Origin of the sequence: Enterobacter sp. 296B2 (genome assembly GCF_034106185.1) — a bacterium.
Taxonomy (GTDB): Bacteria; Pseudomonadota; Gammaproteobacteria; order Enterobacterales; family Enterobacteriaceae; genus Enterobacter; species Enterobacter cloacae_N.
Genome location: NZ_JAWNCA010000001.1, coordinates 55,978 through 74,248, shown reverse-complemented (window position 1 = coordinate 74,248; position 18,271 = coordinate 55,978). Strand labels below are relative to the sequence as shown.

Here is an 18,271-nt window from a genome sequence, read left to right as displayed (position 1 = left end):
ATGCGGGAAATTGATTTTTATCTGGTGGATGCCTTCAGCGACAAAACCTTTGGCGGCAACGCCGCGGCGGTATGTCCTCTGGAAGAGTGGCTGCCCGACGAGACGCTTCTCAAGATGGCGCAGCAGCATAACCAGTCTGAGACTGCCTTTTTTGTGCGAACAGACGGTGGGTTTGAACTGCGCTGGTTTACCACGCTGCATGAAATTAACCTCTGCGGCCATGCGACCCTCGCGGCATCACACGTCATTTTTGAGTATCTGGACTACCCACATACGGAAATTCACTTTACCACGCGCTTCGTGGGCGAGTTGACGGTCAAACGCAGCGGCGACTGGCTGACGCTGAACTTCCCCGCGTGGTCGACGGAAGCCGTCGATAACCCGCCGCCGGCGCTGTTTAGCGCGCTGGGCATCCCGGCGGCGAAAGAGGTGCGCGTCGGGCGAGATTATATGGTGGTGCTGGAGAGCCAACAGCAGGTGGAGGCGTTAACGCCTGATATTGGCGCGATGGTACCGCTGGATAAAATGGTCTGCGTGACCGCGCCTGGCGAGGGTGAATATGACTTCGTCAGCCGCTTCTTCTGCCCGGGCGAAGGGGTACCGGAAGATCCGGTTACCGGGTCCACGCACAGCATGCTGATCCCTTACTGGAGCGAAAGGCTGGGTAAGACGTCGCTGAACGCCCGCCAGGTGTCGTACCGCGGCGGGGATCTTCGCTGTGAACTGAAGGGCGACCGCGTGCTGATTGGCGGCCAGGCAACGCTGTATCTGAAAGGGCGTGTCTTTTTGCGCTAGCCGGACGGCGTATAAGTTAATACTATGATGCACCCAGGCAGGCCTGCGCTATGTTGAAATAAAAACAACAAGGAGCCTGCCATGTATTCCATTACCTCTGAATCTGCCCGCCATCCGGACATTACCAGACTGATCGCGGCGCTTGACCGCTATCAAAGCGAACTCTATCCCGCCGAAAGTAATCATCTGCTCGATCTGGCTGCGCTGCCGGAAACGTCGCTGATCCTGATGATCGTCCGCGACCAGCAGCTTCAGGCCGTCGGCTGCGGCGCCATCGTGCTCAACGGGGACGGAACGGGAGAGATGAAGCGGGTCTATATCGATCCGGCCCATCGGGGCCAGCATCTCGGTGAGACGCTGCTGGCCGCCCTGGAAGACGAGGCCCTGAGCCGTCATTGCCACACGGTGCGGCTGGAAACGGGCATTAAGCAACGCGCTGCGGTTCGTCTCTATGAACAGTGCGGATACGAACTGCGTCCGGCCTTTGCCCCCTACGTTGACGACCCGCTCAGCCTGTTTATGGAGAAGGCGCTGGTTGAAGACGTTCGTTTAGCAGCGCTATAAACGCCTCCAGCTGGCGGGTCATCGCCCCGCGACGCCACACCAGCCAGGTGGTGAGCCAGCGCCAGTTTTCCGCCAGTGGCCAGGCTTCAACCTGATGATGGCCCGGCATACTTTCCAGCATTGAGCGCGGCATCAGGGCAATGCCTGCACCCGCAATGACGCAGGCGAGCATGCCGTGGTAGGACTCCATCTCATGAATGCGGCCGGGCGTGGCTCTGTCCGCATGAAACCAGCTTTCAAGGTGTCGGCGATACGAGCAGTTCGCGCGAAAGGCATAAACGTCGCTGCCGCTCACCTGCGCGGCGCGCGTGACCTCCGCCTGCCCGGCAGGTGTGACCAGCATCATCTCTTCCCTGTAGACCGGCATCCCCTCCAGCTCCGGGTGCGACAGCGGTCCGTCGACAAAAGCGGCGCTCAGGGTTCCCTCCAGTACGCCGTCAATCATCGTCCCGGATGGCCCGGTAGAAAGGGCAAACTGGATGCGCGGGTAGCGCTGGTTAAACTGCGCCAGCGTCTCGGGGATGCGCACGGCGGCGGTGCTCTCCAGCGCGCCGAGGGCAAACAGCCCCTGCGGCTCATCGCCCGCGACGACCATGCGCGCTTCATCCACAAGCGCCAGAATCTGCCTGCTGTAGCGCAGGAAGTTATGCCCGGCGGGAGATAAGCGCAAACGCTGGTTCTCACGAATAAACAACTCAACGCCAAGATCGGCCTCCAGCTGGCGGATGCGGGTCGTCAGGTTCGAGGGAACGCGATGCACCTTCTGTGCCGCCTGGGTGATGCTGCCCGTCTGCGCGACGGCGTTAAACATTTCAAGCTGGGTTAAATCCATAGCATTCTCGTTTCGTGAATAAGGTGGTCAGTATTATTCATTTTTAAGAAATAGCAGAGTGAGCCACACTTAATCAACCGTAATGCGTGGAGAACATCATGAAATATTCATCTGCTACACATGCCCTGTCAGTTAACCCGGCAACGGGCGAAACGCTCGCCGCCTGTCCGTGGGCGACGCAGGAAGAGGTTGAACGTGCCATCGCGCTGGCTGATGCGGGCTTTCGTCAGTGGCGGTGCGAAAGCGTTGCCCACCGGGCGCAGAAGCTGCGCGATCTCGGCGCCGCGCTGCGCGGCCGTGCGGAAGAGATGGCCCTGATGATGTCCCGCGAGATGGGAAAACCCATTCAGCAGGCGCGGGCGGAAGTGGCGAAATCAGCGGGTCTGTGCGACTGGTATGCCGATCATGGCCCGGCGATGCTGCGTGCGGAACCTACGCTTGTGGAAAACCACAACGCGGTCATTGAATACCGTCCGCTGGGACCGATTCTGGCGGTAATGCCGTGGAACTTCCCGCTCTGGCAGGTTCTGCGCGGCGCGGTGCCGATCCTGCTGGCAGGTAATAGCTATCTGCTCAAACACGCGCCGAACGTGCTCGGCTCGGCGGAACTTATCGCGCAGATTTTTGCAGATGCCGGTTTTCCTGAAGGGGTGTTCGGCTGGGTGAATGCCACCAATGACGGCGTAAGCCAGGCAATTAACGATCGCCGCATTGCGGCGGTGACCGTCACCGGCAGCGTGCGCGCCGGGGCCGCCATTGGCGCGCAGGCGGGGGCGGCGCTGAAAAAATGCGTACTTGAGCTGGGTGGCTCCGACCCGTTCATCGTACTCAACGATGCCGATCTGGACCTTGCCGTGAAGGCGGCGGTAGCAGGGCGCTACCAGAATACCGGGCAGGTGTGTGCGGCGGCCAAACGCTTCATTGTGGAAGCGGGTATTGCGGATACCTTTACCCGACGCTTCGTTGACGCCGTCGCCGCGTTAAAGATGGGCGCGCCGGATGAAGAAGAGAACTACCTTGGCCCGATGGCGCGCTATGACCTGCGCGATGAACTGCATCAGCAGGTGCAGGCGAGCCTGGCAGAAGGGGCAACGCTGCTGCTGGGCGGAGAGAAAATCAGCGGCGACGGGAATTATTACGCGCCTACCGTGCTGGCGAACGTCACCCCGTCGATGACAGCCTTCCGCCAGGAGCTGTTTGGTCCGGTTGCGGCCATTACGGTCGCGAAAGATGCGGATCACGCTCTCACGCTTGCCAACGACAGCGACTTTGGTTTGTCTGCGACGGTCTTTACCGCTGACGCAGCGCTTGCGGATAAATTCTCTCGCGAGCTGGAGTGCGGCGGGGTGTTTATCAACGGTTACAGCGCCAGCGACGCGCGCGTGGCCTTTGGTGGCGTGAAGAAGAGCGGTTTTGGCCGCGAGCTTTCTCATTTCGGGCTGCATGAATTCTGTAATGTGCAGACGGTGTGGAAGAACAGAGTGTAATTTATCGCCCGGCGGCGCCGCGCTTGCACCTCAGGCAAGACGGCGTCGCCTGTCATTTTTCTGCAATGGTTCTGTCATTTTCGTTTCGTAGACTCGCACGCGTCTAACGTCTTGTTACTGAAGAAAATTATGAACCTAACGCAAATTTTTCGTCGTATTGCGCAGCGTATTATCCCTCGCCAGTTTGGCCTGCTGACGGGTATCTTCTGCATCATTGGCCTTTTCTCCGCGCTGCAGCTCTCCTCATCCTTTCTGCTTAACGCCTCCCTGAAGGAAGCTCAGCGCAACGAACAGCAAAATCTGCTGGCGTACCAGCAGCAGAACAAGCTGGATCTGGCGCGCGTCTCCCTGCTGGCAGCAAGCGATCTGCTCAACCGCTCCGGCGTCTGGTTTATGCAGGATAAAGAGACCGGCTCGGAAGGAAGCTGGCACAGCCTGATGGAGGAGGCGCAAAAGTCGCTGGCGGTTTCACAGCAGGCGTGGAAGGCCTGGCTGGCGATCAGCCCGCAAAAAGATGAGGCGCTAATTAACAGCTACCAGCTTTTCTACGATGCCATTAAAGAGCAATCGGAAGCGCTTGTCAGAACCAACTCCATTGATGCCTTTTTTGCCGTGCCGGCTCAGGCGTTTCAGACCGACTTTAACGACAACTACGCGCGCTACCAGCAGGCCAGCGAAAAGCAGGCGATGCAGGGGCGTCAGGCCTTGATGGCGCAGCTCTCCGGTCTGCAAACGCTGTTCCTGTTGGCGCCTGTTCTGCTGCTCGCCATCGCCGTAGCGGTCTGGTTCGGCATGTCCCGTTGGGTGATTACGCCGCTGCGTCGCCTGATTGCGCATATTAACCGACTGGCGGCCGGGGATCTCTCCGGCACGCCGCCCGATGTTATGCGTTTTAACCGGGAGACCGGGCAGCTCAGCGACAGCGTTGCCACCATGCAGCGCGGCCTTCAGCAGCTGGTGACCCAGGTCAGCCACGCCACAGCCACGATGGTGGAGAACATTGGCTCCCTCGCAGAGGGAAACCAGAAGCTGTATCAGCAGTCGGCGCGTCAGGCAAAAGAGCTGGAGGAGGTGACAACACATATCGCGGCGCTGGAAACCCACGTGGAAGGCAATACCGGCTATGCCCGGCTCGCCAGCTCGCGTGCGGATGAAGCGCGTCAGGCCGCGGTGGGCGGCGACCAGATGATGTCGACCGTGAATGCGTCCATGCAGGCGATCGTCGAGCGATCTTCAGAGATGCGCGGGATCGTGGCGATGATCGACAGCGTGGCGTTTCAGACTAACATTCTGGCGCTGAACGCCGCCATTGAGGCCGCCCATGCCGGAAACCAGGGGCGAGGGTTTGCCGTTGTCGCGCGGGAAGTCGGGCTTTTGGCCAGAAAAAGCAGCCATTCGACGCAGACCATTCAGGAGCTTATTAACCGCTCGCTGCAGGGCATTGAAGACGGTTCTCGTGCCGTTAACCTGATGGAAGAGAATCTGCAGCAGGTCACTGGGCTTGTGGGGAATTTAAGCAGTTTGCTGAATGAGATCTCAACCGCCACGCTCAGCCAGGGAGAGAGTATTCACCAGATGACGCGCCAGCTTCAGGCGCTGAATCAGGTCTCCCGCCAGACGGATTTGCTGGTTTCTGACGCCTCGGAAGCCTCAGAACGCCTGCAAAAGCAGTCCGATCTTTTATTGCAGGCCGTTTCGCGTTTTCGTCTTAGCGCCTGACGCAATACATTAGCCTCTGTTATACTCGCAGCCCGTTTTAGCCTGAGGGCAAGGAGCAATAAGAGTGGCTGCGGTCATCCATAATGAGATGCTGGACGAGATTCTTGCGCAGGTTCGTCCGTTATTGGGAAAGGGTAAGGTTGCCGACTATATACCGGCCCTTGCCTCGGTGAGCGGGAATAAGCTGGGCATCGCTATCTGTACCATAGACGGACAGCGATACCAGGCCGGCGATGCGACTGAACGTTTCTCCATTCAGTCCATTTCTAAAGTGCTGAGTCTGGTCGCGGCGATGCGCCAGTACGAGGAAGAGGAGATCTGGCAGCGCGTGGGGAAAGATCCGTCCGGCCAGCCTTTTAACTCACTGCTTCAGCTCGAAATCGAGCAGGGTAAACCGCGCAACCCCTTTATCAATGCCGGGGCGCTGGTGGTCTGCGATATGCTGCAAAGCCGCCTCAGCGCACCGCGTCAGCGAATGCTTGAGATCGTGCGTCAGCTCTCGGGCGTGGATGACATTGCCTACGATTCAGTGGTGGCGCGCTCGGAGTTTGAACACTCCGCCCGCAACGCGGCTATTGCCTGGCTGATGAAATCCTTCGGCAATTTCCACAACGATGTGGCGACCGTGCTGCAAAACTACTTCCATTACTGCGCCCTGAAGATGAGCTGCGTTGAGCTGGCCCAGACGTTTCTGTTCCTTGCGTACCAGGGACACGCGCCGCATCTCGATCAGGAGGTGGTTTCCCCGCTTCAGGCGCGTCAGGTTAACGCCCTGATGGCAACCAGCGGCATGTATCAGAACGCCGGCGAGTTTGCCTGGCGGGTTGGCCTTCCGGCCAAATCGGGCGTTGGCGGCGGAGTGGTGGCGATTGTGCCGCATGAAATGGCGATTGCCGTCTGGAGCCCGGAACTGGACGAAACGGGAAATTCACTTGCCGGCGTGGCAGTTCTGGAGAAGCTGACTCAACGTCTTGGACGTTCCGTATACTGATGTCTGACCTGGACCCTCTCTTTTCCCGTCTGGCGCGATCGACGTTTCGCTCGCGCTTTCGACTGGGCAATAAGGAACGGCAGTACTGCTGGGACAAAGGCCCCGAAACCATTGACCAGCATGCCGCCGATTTTGTCGCTAAACGCCTTGCACCGGCGCAGCCCGCAAACGACGGTAAGCAGACGCCCATGCGCGGCCATCCGGTGTTTATCGCCCAGCATGCCACCGCGACCTGCTGTCGGGGTTGTCTGGCAAAATGGCATAGCATTCCCCAGGGCGTGCAGCTGAGCGCGCAGCAGCAGCACTATATCGTCAGCGTTATCCACCACTGGCTGGTGATACAGATGAACGCCCAAAAATGATAATTAATGCGTTCTGCTCTTAACGCCATCGGGCATTCCAGCCTCGCGCCCGGCTGGCGGACGAGCAAATCGTCATAAGGCATTGACGTAAAAATGGATAGCGGCTTAACAGGATGTCGAACACTGACAATGTCTCTGTTTAAGCTACGCTTTGAGTAACGCTTTACGTCAGGAGACATTATGAAAGCACCTGCAACACCTGAAAATGAAATGGACAGACTTAACGCGCTGCGCGAATCGGGTCTGCTTGAGATTGACAGTTCCCCGGCGTTTGACCGCTTAACGCGTCTGGCAAAGCGCTTTTTCCAGGTACCGCTGGCAATGGTCAACCTTATTGATGAGCATACGCTGATCGTTAAGTCGGCTGATGGGCAGGCACCCGGTTCCGTTCCGCGTAATATCTCATTTTGTGGTCATACCATCCTCACCGAAGCACCGCTAATTGTGGGGGATATGCTTCAGGACGATCGTTTTGCAGATAACCCGCTGGTGGCCGGCGAACCTCGCGTGCGGTTTTACGCAGGCTTTCCGCTGCGCCTGCGCAACGGCGCAAGCGTTGGCTCGCTTTGCCTGATTGATTACGCACCGCGGGAGTTCTCAGCGGCCGATCTCGCCGTGCTGGGGGATTTGGGCGCGCTTGCTGAAGACGAGTTTGCAGCAATCAGCGCGGCGACAACCGATGAATTGACCGGATTATTCAACCGACGGGGCTTTAACCAGCTCGTGCGCTTCACGCTCTCCATAGCCCGACGCCGGGCTGAGCCGTTAACGCTCGGCTGGCTGGATCTGGATCGGTTTAAGGATATTAACGATCGCTACGGGCACGAAGAGGGGGATAAGGCTTTAAAAACCATGGCGCAGTTGATGCGCGCCTCTTTCCGCGAAGCGGATCTGCTGGTTCGTTTCGGCGGCGATGAGTTTGCCGTGCTCTTTGCCGATACGGATGAGAAGGGCGCGTGGATTGCCATGCAGTATCTCGCTGAGCAGGTTGAAAACTACAATGCGCGCAAGCTACATCCGTGGTCGCTTATGTTCTCCTGGGGGCTCAGCGAATTCGATCATAACAGCAACGACCTGCAGCAGTGGCTCAAAGATGCCGATGAAAAAATGTATGCCATGAAGCAGCAGCGGCAGCGGGCCAGGTAACATAACAAAACCGTATGGCCGTTTCGTTTGCGTTAATAAAATGTTAAATGCAAAGTGAGGGTATTCAACGTAAGGACTCAACAATGAATACCCCACTGCAAATTAAAAACCTCTCCCGGGACGATATTCTCACCCATCTTGATGCGCTGTCCGAAATCCTCGAAAACTGCGTTAACGGCGGCGCATCCGTCAGCTTCATGCTGCCTTTTAGCCCGGAAAAGGCCCGTTCATTCTGGCTCGGCATAGCTGACAGCGTAGGGCGCAACGAGCGCGTTGTGCTGGCCAGTATCGATCCGCAGGAGGGCGTTATCGGCACGGTGCAATTGATTACCGACCAGCCGGAAAACCAGCCGCACCGTGCGGACGTGGCAAAGCTGCTGGTTCATGAAAAGGCGCGGCGTAAAGGAGCCGCAATGGCGCTGATGGAAGCGCTGGAGGCTGAGGCCCGGTCAAGAAACATTTCGGTTCTGGTGCTCGATACCTCCACCGGCAGCGGCGCGGAAACCTTCTACCAGCGTGCCGGCTGGCAAAAGGTCGGTGAGATCCCACGCTACGCCCTGATGCCGGACGGCGCCATGACGGCCACGTCGGTGTTCTATAAATTCCTGTAATTATTTCACAACCACGCCCGGGATTGATCGAAACAGGGTTTCTGGTCGTAAAGTTTTGATAAGTTATCGTACCAATCTTATCAGGCTGTATGACTAATCATAAAAGGAACCCCCTTGTGAACACGCTCAACCGTCGTGATTTTCCCGGTGCGCAGTACCCCGAACGCATCATTCAGTTTGGTGAAGGCAATTTCCTGCGTGCGTTTGTCGACTGGCAAATTGACCTCTTGAATGAACATACCGATCTCAACGCCGGTGTGGTTATCGTTCGTCCTATTCAGAGCGACTTCCCGCCCTCGTTAAGCACACAGGATGGGTTGTACACCACCATCATTCGTGGCCTGAATGAGCAGGGCGAAGAGGTGAGCGACGCTCGACTTATCCGCTCCGTTAACCGTGAAATTAGCGTATACGACGATTACGACGCATTTCTGAAGCTGGCCCACAACCCGGATATGCGCTTTGTTTTCTCGAACACCACCGAAGCCGGCATCAGCTACCACGCGGGGGATAAGTTCGACGATGCCCCTGCGGTGAGCTATCCGGCGAAGCTGACGCGGCTACTGTTTGAGCGCTTTAGCCACTTCAACGGCGCGCCTGACAAAGGCTGGATCATCATTCCGTGTGAACTGATTGACTACAACGGTGACGCATTGCGTGAACTCGTGTTGCGCTATGCGCAGGAGTGGACGCTGCCTGCCGCCTTTATCCAGTGGCTGAACGAGGCGAACAGCTTCTGCTCAACGCTGGTTGACCGCATCGTGACCGGTTATCCGCGCGACGAAGCGGCCACGCTGGAGGCTGAGTTGGGGTATCACGACGGGTTCCTGGATACGGCTGAACACTTCTATCTGTTTGTTATTCAGGGGCCTGAATCTCTTGCCCGCGAGCTGCGCCTGGATCAGTATCCGCTAAACGTGCTAATCGTGGACGACATCAAGCCCTACAAAGAGCGCAAAGTCGCCATCCTGAACGGTGCGCACACGGCGCTGGTGCCGGTGGCATTCCTGTCCGGGCTGGATACCGTGGGCGAGGCGATGAACGATGCAGCGATCTGCGCATTTGTCGAAAAAGCGATTTATCACGAGATAGTCCCGGTCCTCGATCTGCCCCGTGACGAGCTGGAATCTTTCGCCAGCGCGGTGACAGGGCGCTTCCGGAACCCCTACATCAGACACCAGCTGCTTTCCATTGCGCTCAATGGCATGACCAAGTATCGCACGCGTATTCTTCCGCAGCTGCTGGCAGGGCAGAAGGCAGTGGGAAAATTACCCGCACGTTTGACGTTTGCCCTGGCGGCACTGATCGCATTTTATCGCGCGGAGCGTAACGGGGAGAGCTACCCGGTGCAGGATGATGCGTTCTGGCTGGAACGGTATCAACAGCTATGGGCGCAGCATCGCGATAATCAAATAGCTACCCGTGAACTGGTGCACGCCGTGCTGAGCGAGGAAGCGCACTGGGAGCAGGACCTGACGAAGTTGGATGGTCTCGTCGACCAGGTAACGCTCGATCTTGATGCCATTCTGCTGAAGGGTATGCGCGCGGCGGTGAAGCCGCTTTGCTAATCACGTGACCCGGCTTCGGCCGGGTTTAAACAGGCATTACTTTAGTTACAACATACTATTTGCCATTACTTAAAAAAAACATGCAGCACCGTGCGGTTTACGTTCTTCAGATGAGAAAATGCAATGTTCCGTTAACATGCTTGCAACCGTGACGGGGATCACGTTTAATAGCCACGCTCTTTTCTTGCCTGAAACTCACTATGATCGTTCGTCCTAAACAGCACTGGCTACAACTGATTTTTGTCTGGCACGGTTCGGTACTTCCTAAAATCTATACCCGACTGCTGCTCAACTTCCTGCTTTCTATCGCCGTTATTCTGATGCTGCCGTGGTATACCTCACTCGGCATCAAATTTACCGTGGCACCGTTTAGCATTCTCGGCGTGGCAATTGCTATCTTTCTGGGTTTCAGAAACAACGCCTGTTATTCGCGCTACGTTGAGGCTCGCCTGCTCTGGGGGCAACTGATGATAGCGGCACGCTCGCTGTTTCGCGAGGTAAAAAACACCTTGCCTGACGATAAGCACCTGGGGGAGTTTGTCCGCCTGCAGATCGCCTTTGCCAACTGCCTGCGCATGACCCTGCGCCGGGATATGGATGCTGAGCAGCTCTCTCGCTATCTGGCTCCGGACGCTTTACATCAGGTAATGGGCGCCAACTCGCCGGCGAACCGTATTTTACTGATCATGGGGGAGTGGCTGGCCGTACGGCGGCGTAACGGGCAACTCTCAGACATCCTGTTTCACAGCCTGAACAACCGTCTGAACGATATGTCCATCGTCCTTTCCGGGTGCGAGCGCATTGCGACAACGCCAGTGCCGTTTGCCTATACGCTGATTTTGCACCGCACGGTGTATCTCTTCTGCATCATGCTGCCGTTCGCGCTGGTTGTGGACTTGCACTACATGACGCCGTTTGTCTCGGCGCTGATCTCCTACACCTTTATCTCGCTGGATACCCTGGCGGAAGAGCTGGAAGACCCGTTTGGCACAGAAGATAACGACCTGCCGCTGGACGCCATCTGCAACATGATGGAACGCGATCTGCTGCAGATGAACGATGAAGAGAACATTCCGGAAAGGCTGATGCCGGATAAGCACTATCAGCTGACCTGACGGGCATTCCACTCGTCGCGGGTGATCTCCCACAGTTCGGAGTCCAGCATCCCGCTGACGTAGGCTTTCTTTTCCGTTCTGATAAGCCGCATGCCGCTGCTGTCTGAAAAACGACGGGAGCGGCTGTTCGCGGCGGCCTTCGGCGCCCGCAAAACGGGTTTGTTCAGCGTATTAAACCAGTAATCCGTCGCCGCAATGCTGGCCTCACGCATATACCCCTGTCCCTGAAACTCCGGCGCCAGCCAGAATCCGCGGTTATTATCGTCAACGTCATACAGGCAGATAATACCCATCAACTCATCCGGCACCTCGCGACGGCGGATGCTCCAGAACCAGGCAATCCCTTTTGCCATATCCGGCAGCGCGACGTTGTTGACATAATTTTCCGCGCCGTTATCCGGGTAGGGCCAGGGCACTGTAGAGACCATATAGCGGACGATCTCCCAACGCGGATACAGCTTTTGAATCTGAACCGCATCTTCGGCAACCAGCGGTTTCAGCAGGAGACGTTCTGTCGTGAGTGTCGGTATCGTCATCTGCGGATCTCCATATTTAAGCGTTATGTTTTTGTTTGCGTTCTGGTATTTTCACTTCTATCACATTCTGTTTAGTTGCGTTGTAACTTATTTACTACCAAAATTTTGCTCTGCAGATCTCTCGATTACCGTCAGATTAGTTGGGTTAACCTACCCACAAACATAAGGAGTAATGTATGGTTTTGCCTGGAATGAATCCTGAGAAAAATCTACCCGGATATGATTATGCTCGCATGGCAGGTTTTGGAGCTGCGGATTTCGATTTCAAAGCATTGGGTTCCGCAATGGACTGTAATCGCGAATTCACACAAGCCGGGATCATTTATGCTGATGGAGCTCAACGATACCTGGTTCGTTCTGGTCAGCGTCATCCTAATGGTCAAAGTGGTATTGGTTGCGTCACCCGGTAACATACCACGGACGGGTAAATACATTATCGGTACCATTCAGTCGCTGGCGGTATTCTGATGAGCTTTCTGAGTTTTTTAACCGGACGCGTATTCCAGGATTTCCTGCTGCATGGCAAAGAGATAGAAGAGGCTGTTGCTCGTCGTGATAGCCGCCTTTTAAACCATTCCACTCCCGAGCTGGAACGGTATTTTTCCCGGCCGCTCAGCGAGCTTCCGCGTCAAAATCCTTATCCGGTAGCGGCGCTGTTACCTCTGTTTTTAGTGGCATTTGCATTAAACCTTTTGCCTTTTCTTCACGCATTGCCGGGCTTATCGCCATTACATCATGCACTGAGTTTTTTCATACCATCATTAACAATGACAGGCGTGCTCATTGCGATAAGCGTACTTCTGGCCCGTGGAAAGACGTCTGGATTGTTGGGGTTTATGGCCTTGTTCATCATTCTGCTGATAACGACCCTCGTTCAGGCGCTCCATATACTGCTTTCTCATGACGGAAGTCTTTGGCCACTGGTCATCGCATTTTTTGCTCTGCTACTTTGTCGGATGGTGATGAACAGCAGAGGCTTTGTGCTGTTTACGCTCTATTGTCGCACTCAGCGTCTTGCCAGACTGGCACGCGAAATGCGGCTAAAAAGCCATTAATGAGGTGATATGACGTTACGAACTGCTCAACCCCAGGAAGCCGAAATACTCTGGAATATACGCAATCAGGCGATTCGTCACGGCTGCAAAACCAGCTACGAAGCTGACGTGATTGCACGCTGGACGCCGGATCTGATGCCCGAGCATTACCGTCAAACGATCATTCAATACCCTTTTTACGTGGTGGAAGACGAGAAGGGCGTCATTGCGGCAACCGGCTACCTGGATCTTGATACCCATTGCCTGGAGGCCATATTCACCTTGCCCTCAGCCACCGGGAGAGGCATGGCGACCCGGATTATCAAGGCGCTTACAAACGAGGCGCGCAGTCGGGGAATAACCCGCCTGAGGCTGGATGCAACGCCTAACGCCCAGTCCTTTTATCAGAAGCTGGGGTTTGTGACGCTGGGCGAAAACTATCATCACTCGCGTATGGCGGGGGCTGATTTACGCTGTTTTGAAATGGCAATCGACTTGTAATGTGAGGAACGCATGGCAGTTACGGTAAGACCTCTTCGCGAAGACGACTATTCCCAGTGGCGACCGCTGTGGGATGGCTATACCCATTTTTATGATTGCTACCTTGACGAGCCCGTCACCGCATCGACATGGGAAAGGGCGCTCTCAGCGCATTCTCCGATATTCTGCCGCGTGGTAGAGAAAGACGAAAAGGTTATCGGTTTCGCAATGTGTGTTCTGCACGAAGGAACCTGGTCAACCGCGCCCATTTGCTATCTGGAAGATCTGTTTGTTGATGCCGACGAACGCGGTGCGGGAGCGGGTAAGGCGCTTATTGATGCCCTGATAGCGGAAGGCACGCGTGAAGGGTGGTCAAAACTTTACTGGGTCACCCGGGAGAACAATCCGGCACGTAAACTCTACGATCGATACGGTGACGCTGACGATTACGTCCGCTATCGAATCTCTTTGTAAGGCAACAGCGCCTGTGTTTGTATCACACTGTATCTGCATACCGGATACATACGCAGGCTTGCAATAAACCCGCTTTCGCACATATCCGCTATACATTGCAGTGTTGTTATATCCCCGTGAATTGTACTCAACCGGAGATACCAACATGTTCAGCAAACTCGCTTATTCAACGCTTGCTCTCACCGTTTCCCTTGGCACCGTCATGTCATGTCATGTCAGGCCGAAGTCACCGGCACTAACTTCGCGGCGGCTTTCGATCGTCCACAGCAAATTAACGCAGGCGATCTTAACGTCGGGTATGTCGACATTGGTCCTAAAGACGGCCAACCGGTTATTTTATTACACGGTTGGCCCTACGATATTCACAGCTACGCTGAAGTCGCGCCTGCGCTGGCGGCAAAAGGCTACCGCGTGATTGTGCCTTCCCTGCGCGGCTACGGCACTACGCGTTTCCTGTCTGCAAAAACACCGCGCAACGGCCAGCCTTCCGCAATGGCGAAAGATATCGTGAACCTGATGGACGCCCTGAATATCAAGCAGGCGGTATTTGCAGGCTATGACTGGGGCGCCCGTACGGCGGATATCGTTGCGGCGCTGTGGCCAGAACGCGTTAAGTCGCTCGTTTCGGTGAGCGGTTATCTCATCAGCAGTCAGCAGATTGGCAAACAGCCGTTGCCGCCAAAAGCGGAGCAGCAGTGGTGGTATCAGTTCTATTTCGCCACCGAGCGCGGTGCTGAAGGCTATGCCAAAAACACCCATGACTTCGCCCGTCTGATCTGGTCTCAGGCCTCGCCTGACTGGAAATTTAGCGATGCAACCTTCAACGCCAGCGCCAAATCCCTTGATAACCCGGATCACGTTGCGGTGACGCTTAGCAATTATCGCTGGCGCTTAGGGCTGGAAAAAGGCGAGCGCAAATACGACAGCTACGAGCAAAAGCTGGCCACGCTGCCGAATATCACCGTTCCAACGATCACCATCGAAGGCGGAAACAACGGGGCGCCGCATCCAGCACCGCAGGCCTACGCAGGTAAATTTACCGGTAAATATGAACACCGTACCTTCGGCGCAACCGTGGGACACAATCCACCTCAGGAAGATCCGCAGGATTTCGTCAAGGCAGTTGTTGACGCTGACAAACTCTGAAATGTGCTATTTTCAATACGTTACCCTTCGGTCTGGAGATTTCGGTGGAGCATATTGATCATATCCTTGTCGTCGATGACGACAGGGATATTCGTGAACTGATTATCGACTATCTCGTTAAGTCCGGTTATCGCGCCACTGGCGCGGCAAACGGCAAAGAGATGCGCGTCGTGCTGGATAAGCAGCATATCGACCTGGTGGTGCTGGACGTTATGATGCCCGGCGACGACGGGCTTACGCTGTGTCGGCAATTACGCAGCGGCAAACACAAGGATCTGCCTATTCTGATGCTGACGGCCCGCAATGAGGAGACGGACAGGATCCTCGGTCTGGAGATGGGCGCGGATGACTACGTGGTGAAGCCGTTTGTCGCCCGCGAACTGCTGGCACGTATCAAAGCGATTTTACGCCGTTTTCGCACGATGCCGCCCAATTTACAGGTCACGGAAGCAGGGCGGCTGGTGACGTTCGGTGAATGGCAGCTCGATACCGTTGCCCGCCACCTGATTGACCCGGAAGGGGTGATCGTGGCGCTCAGCGGGGCAGAATATCGCCTGCTGCGCGTTTTCCTTGACCACCCGCAGCGGGTGCTGACCCGCGATCAGCTGCTCAACCTGACGCAGGGGCGTGACGCCGAACTGTTTGAACGCTCAATCGACCTGCTGGTTAGCCGGGTTCGCCAGCGTCTGAATGAAGATGCCCGCACGCCCGCGTATATCAAAACCGTGCGCAGCGAGGGCTACGTTTTTACCATGCCGGTCATCATCAAAGAGGCTAACGAATGACGCTCTGGCCCCGCTCGCTGCTGGCCCGCTTGCTGATCGTCGTGCTGCCCGGACTGTTGCTGGCCAACGCCCTGAGCCTGACGCTGGTCATGATTGAGCGAATGCACAGCGCCCGAACGGTGATGCTCGGTAATCTGGAATACGATGTCGCGACCAGCGTGGCTATTTTAGACCGCTTACCCGCCAATGAACGCGCGGCCTGGCTGCCGCGACTCGAACGCGGTAACTACCGCTATATTCTGGGGCCGGGAGAACCCGGCAACGCGCCGACGGATAAGCGTTCGCGGGACGCAATCCGAACCTTAAAAGCGACGCTTGCGGCACAGTACCCGCTCAGCTTCACTGCCGTTCCCGGCGCCATTTCACACATCCAGGCGCATCTCACGTTACGCGATGGCGCGCCGCTGACCATCGATCTGATCCCGCGGATGCCGCCGGTCGCCAGCTGGCTGCCCGTGGTTCTGATTCTGCAGCTGCTCGTGCTGGCTGCCTGCTCCTGGATCGCCGTGCGGCAGGTGGTACGGCCTTTTTCGCAATTTACCCGCGCGGTAGATTCCCTGGACCCGGCCGCCAACACGCCAATGACGGAAAAGGGTCCGGTTGAGGTGCAGCGTGCAGCGCATGCCTTCAACGCGATGCAGGCGCGAATTCAGTCCTATCTCAGGGAGCGGGCGCAGATCCTGGCGTCCATTTCGCACGATCTCCAGACGCCCATTACCCGCATGAAGCTTCGTGTTGAGATGGCCGAACAGCCTGAACTGCGCGACAAGCTTTTAAACGACCTTGATAATATGACGCGTCTGGTGCGGGAGGGCATTGCGTATGCCCGGTCATCAGAATCACTGGAAGAAACCTCGCTGAAGCTGGAGCTGAATGCCTGGATAAACAGCATCGCCTGCGATTATCAGGACATCGGTAAAAACGTGCAGTTTCAGGCAGGTGAAACCCGTTTGCCCATCGTCACGCGTCCACAGGCGCTTCGCCGGGTGATGACCAATCTGCTGGATAACGCCCTGAAATTTGGCGAGTACGCCACCATTAGCATTGATGACTCGACTACCGGAGAGGTGACCATTCACATCATGGACGGCGGGCCGGGTATACCGGATGCCGAACTGGAGGCAGTATTACAGCCGTTTTATCGGGTGGAAACATCACGCAACCGCGATACCGGCGGGACAGGCCTTGGCCTGGCGATCGCTGCGCAGCTCACCGCACAGCTGGACGGAAAGTTGAAGCTGGCAAACCGCGCAGCGGGCGGGCTGGACGTCTCGATTACACTCCCGCGCCGTTAATTGTACGGCTTTGTATCTGCCGGAAAGGGCGATACAGAGCCAGACAAAAACCACGCTTTTACACATATCCTGAACACATCCGCACGATGAAATAACCTCACTGCAGCGTCGCAGGACTTGTATTGTGAGGTGTTTATGTTTCTGATAATTGCTTTTCTGGGCGGGATGATAAGCCTGCTCAGTCCATGTACGCTCCCGGTTATTCCACTCCTGTTCGCCGGTTTTCAGGGGCAGCGGCGGCACATTCTGGCGCTGCTCGCGGGGATGATCGTCATGTTCACCCTGGTGGCGATGGTGGTCACCGTTGCCAGCGAGTGGATCGCCGAGGCAACCATCGTCGGGCGCTGGATCGCCCTCGTCATTCTGGCCGCGGCCGCGCTGGCCTTAATTTTTCCTGCTTTTGCCCAGCGTATTGCCGGGCCGGCTGTCAGCGCGGGAAATGTCCTCAACGCCCGAAGCGGGCAAACGCGCGGTATGGCATCGGCATTTCTGGCCGGGCTTGCGGTCGGGCTGCTCTGGTCTCCCTGCGCGGGACCGATCCTGGGCGCCATTTTCAGCATCAATATTGCCGGACATTCGGCCATTGCCACAGGCGCTTTGCTGGCCGCCTATGGTAGCGGCTGCGCGCTGATGCTGGGTTTACTCGTTCTCGGAGGCCGCACGCTGATGGCGCCGCTGAGAGCCAAATCGACGCTGATGGAAAAGCTACGTCAGGGGGCAGGCGTGGTAATGTTAGCGGCCGTCGTCTTTAACGCAACGGGGATGACGTCGGTTCTGCAGGGCGCGAACGGCGTCGCGGATCGCCTTGAAACCACGCTGCTGAATCTGGCGAAACCCGCCACGCAGTCGCCGAAGCTTCAGCCGGTAGTGATGACCGAGCCCAGCAGCCAGCTGCCTTCATTAAGCGGTGGGACAGGGTGGGTGAACGGTGACCCTGTCACGTCTGAATCATTACGCGGGAAAGTGGTTCTGATCGATTTCTGGACCTGGGACTGCATTAACTGCCAGCATACGCTTCCGCACGTGCGCGACTGGGCAACAAAATACCAGTCTCAGGGCCTGGTCGTCATAGGAGTACACACGCCTGAATATCCCTGGGAGAAACCGATCGCCTCGGTGAAAAACGCGGTAAATAAATGGCAACTCCCGTACCGGGTTGTAACGGACAACAACTATCAAATCTGGAACGCTTTCGGCAACCAGTACTGGCCCGCACACTACTATTTCGATGCAAAAGGCCAGCTGCGCTATACCTCGTTTGGCGAAGGGAACTATGAGCAGCAGGAAAAGGTTATCCAGCAGCTGCTCAAAGAGGCCCGTTCATAGCCCCG

At 56.5% G+C, this 18,271-nt stretch carries 19 protein-coding genes and 1 pseudogene; 18 read left to right on the top strand and 2 right to left on the bottom strand.

The window, feature by feature from the left end; all coding sequences use genetic code 11:
• Entirely contained in the window at positions 1–795 is a 795-nt protein-coding gene (locus tag URZ40_RS00365) for a PhzF family phenazine biosynthesis protein (protein ID WP_116339925.1), read from the top strand.
• Positions 796–876: 81 nt separating this feature from the next.
• Entirely contained in the window at positions 877–1,359 is a 483-nt protein-coding gene (locus tag URZ40_RS00360; protein WP_163329372.1) for a GNAT family N-acetyltransferase, read from the top strand.
• On the opposite strand, the gene ptrR is transcribed toward URZ40_RS00360, so the two are convergent.
• Positions 1,313–2,191: a putrescine utilization regulator PtrR gene (gene ptrR / locus URZ40_RS00355; RefSeq protein ID WP_116339922.1), complete on the bottom strand. Its 879-nt coding sequence runs from the start codon at positions 2,189–2,191 to the stop codon at positions 1,313–1,315. The two genes, URZ40_RS00360 and ptrR, sit on opposite strands and share 47 nt — an antisense overlap.
• Before the next feature lie 98 nt (positions 2,192–2,289).
• Between ptrR and sad the strand changes: the two genes are divergently transcribed.
• The 8 genes from sad (at position 2,290) to URZ40_RS00315 (ending at position 11,190) form a co-directional block, all read left to right on the top strand.
• Positions 2,290–3,678 carry a succinate-semialdehyde dehydrogenase gene (gene sad / locus URZ40_RS00350; protein ID WP_320719549.1) on the top strand — a complete coding sequence of 463 codons (1,389 nt, stop codon included), beginning with the start codon at positions 2,290–2,292 and terminating at the stop codon, positions 3,676–3,678.
• A gap of 129 nt (positions 3,679–3,807) precedes the next feature.
• Complete coding sequence (locus URZ40_RS00345; protein WP_320719547.1) at positions 3,808–5,397, top strand: methyl-accepting chemotaxis protein; 1,590 nt, start codon at positions 3,808–3,810, stop codon at positions 5,395–5,397.
• Positions 5,398–5,461: 64 nt separating this feature from the next.
• Positions 5,462–6,388 carry a glutaminase B gene (gene glsB / locus URZ40_RS00340; RefSeq protein ID WP_163329378.1) on the top strand — a complete coding sequence of 309 codons (927 nt, stop codon included), beginning with the start codon at positions 5,462–5,464 and terminating at the stop codon, positions 6,386–6,388.
• On the top strand, positions 6,388–6,750 hold the full coding sequence (locus tag URZ40_RS00335) for a DUF4186 domain-containing protein (protein WP_320719546.1): 363 nt from the start codon (positions 6,388–6,390) through the stop codon (positions 6,748–6,750). The genes glsB and URZ40_RS00335 overlap by 1 nt, the downstream gene beginning before the upstream one ends.
• Before the next feature lie 180 nt (positions 6,751–6,930).
• Positions 6,931–7,896 (top strand): sensor domain-containing diguanylate cyclase, encoded by a 966-nt coding sequence (locus URZ40_RS00330; protein ID WP_320719545.1) that lies wholly within the window; start codon positions 6,931–6,933, stop codon positions 7,894–7,896.
• Positions 7,897–7,979: 83 nt separating this feature from the next.
• Positions 7,980–8,507 carry a GNAT family N-acetyltransferase gene (locus tag URZ40_RS00325; protein WP_320719544.1) on the top strand — a complete coding sequence of 176 codons (528 nt, stop codon included), beginning with the start codon at positions 7,980–7,982 and terminating at the stop codon, positions 8,505–8,507.
• Positions 8,508–8,623: 116 nt separating this feature from the next.
• Positions 8,624–10,075 carry a tagaturonate reductase gene (locus URZ40_RS00320; protein ID WP_316379136.1) on the top strand — a complete coding sequence of 484 codons (1,452 nt, stop codon included), beginning with the start codon at positions 8,624–8,626 and terminating at the stop codon, positions 10,073–10,075.
• A gap of 200 nt (positions 10,076–10,275) precedes the next feature.
• Positions 10,276–11,190 (top strand): bestrophin family protein, encoded by a 915-nt coding sequence (locus URZ40_RS00315; RefSeq protein ID WP_116339904.1) that lies wholly within the window; start codon positions 10,276–10,278, stop codon positions 11,188–11,190.
• Here the strand turns inward: URZ40_RS00315 and URZ40_RS00310 are convergent.
• Complete coding sequence (locus URZ40_RS00310) at positions 11,178–11,726, bottom strand: GNAT family N-acetyltransferase (RefSeq protein WP_320719543.1); 549 nt, start codon at positions 11,724–11,726, stop codon at positions 11,178–11,180. The two genes, URZ40_RS00315 and URZ40_RS00310, sit on opposite strands and share 13 nt — an antisense overlap.
• A gap of 324 nt (positions 11,727–12,050) precedes the next feature.
• On the opposite strand from URZ40_RS00310, the gene URZ40_RS00305 reads away from it, so the two are divergent.
• The 8 genes and pseudogenes from URZ40_RS00305 to URZ40_RS00270 all read left to right on the top strand — a co-directional run bounded on the left by URZ40_RS00305 (position 12,051) and on the right by URZ40_RS00270 (position 18,266).
• The gene (locus URZ40_RS00305) at positions 12,051–12,194 is read left to right on the top strand and encodes a hypothetical protein (RefSeq protein WP_163329390.1); all 144 of its coding nucleotides are present in this window, start codon (positions 12,051–12,053) and stop codon (positions 12,192–12,194) included.
• A complete protein-coding gene (locus tag URZ40_RS00300) occupies positions 12,194–12,781 on the top strand; it encodes a hypothetical protein (protein WP_320719542.1) in 588 nt (195 codons plus the stop codon). Before URZ40_RS00305 ends, URZ40_RS00300 begins: the two co-directional genes overlap by 1 nt.
• A gap of 9 nt (positions 12,782–12,790) precedes the next feature.
• A complete protein-coding gene (locus tag URZ40_RS00295) occupies positions 12,791–13,261 on the top strand; it encodes a GNAT family N-acetyltransferase (protein WP_320719541.1) in 471 nt (156 codons plus the stop codon).
• Positions 13,262–13,273: 12 nt separating this feature from the next.
• The gene (locus URZ40_RS00290; RefSeq protein WP_316379140.1) at positions 13,274–13,714 is read left to right on the top strand and encodes a GNAT family N-acetyltransferase; all 441 of its coding nucleotides are present in this window, start codon (positions 13,274–13,276) and stop codon (positions 13,712–13,714) included.
• A gap of 145 nt (positions 13,715–13,859) precedes the next feature.
• Positions 13,860–14,860: pseudogene (locus tag URZ40_RS00285) on the top strand (alpha/beta fold hydrolase).
• Between the two features lie 44 nt (positions 14,861–14,904).
• Positions 14,905–15,645, top strand: a complete 741-nt coding sequence (locus URZ40_RS00280; RefSeq protein WP_320719540.1) for a response regulator — start codon at positions 14,905–14,907, stop codon at positions 15,643–15,645.
• On the top strand, positions 15,642–16,940 hold the full coding sequence (locus tag URZ40_RS00275) for an ATP-binding protein (protein ID WP_320719539.1): 1,299 nt from the start codon (positions 15,642–15,644) through the stop codon (positions 16,938–16,940). The genes URZ40_RS00280 and URZ40_RS00275 overlap by 4 nt, the downstream gene beginning before the upstream one ends.
• A 135-nt stretch (positions 16,941–17,075) precedes the next feature.
• Positions 17,076–18,266 (top strand): cytochrome c biogenesis protein/redoxin, encoded by a 1,191-nt coding sequence (locus URZ40_RS00270; protein ID WP_320719538.1) that lies wholly within the window; start codon positions 17,076–17,078, stop codon positions 18,264–18,266.
• Positions 18,267–18,271 lie beyond the last annotated feature (5 nt).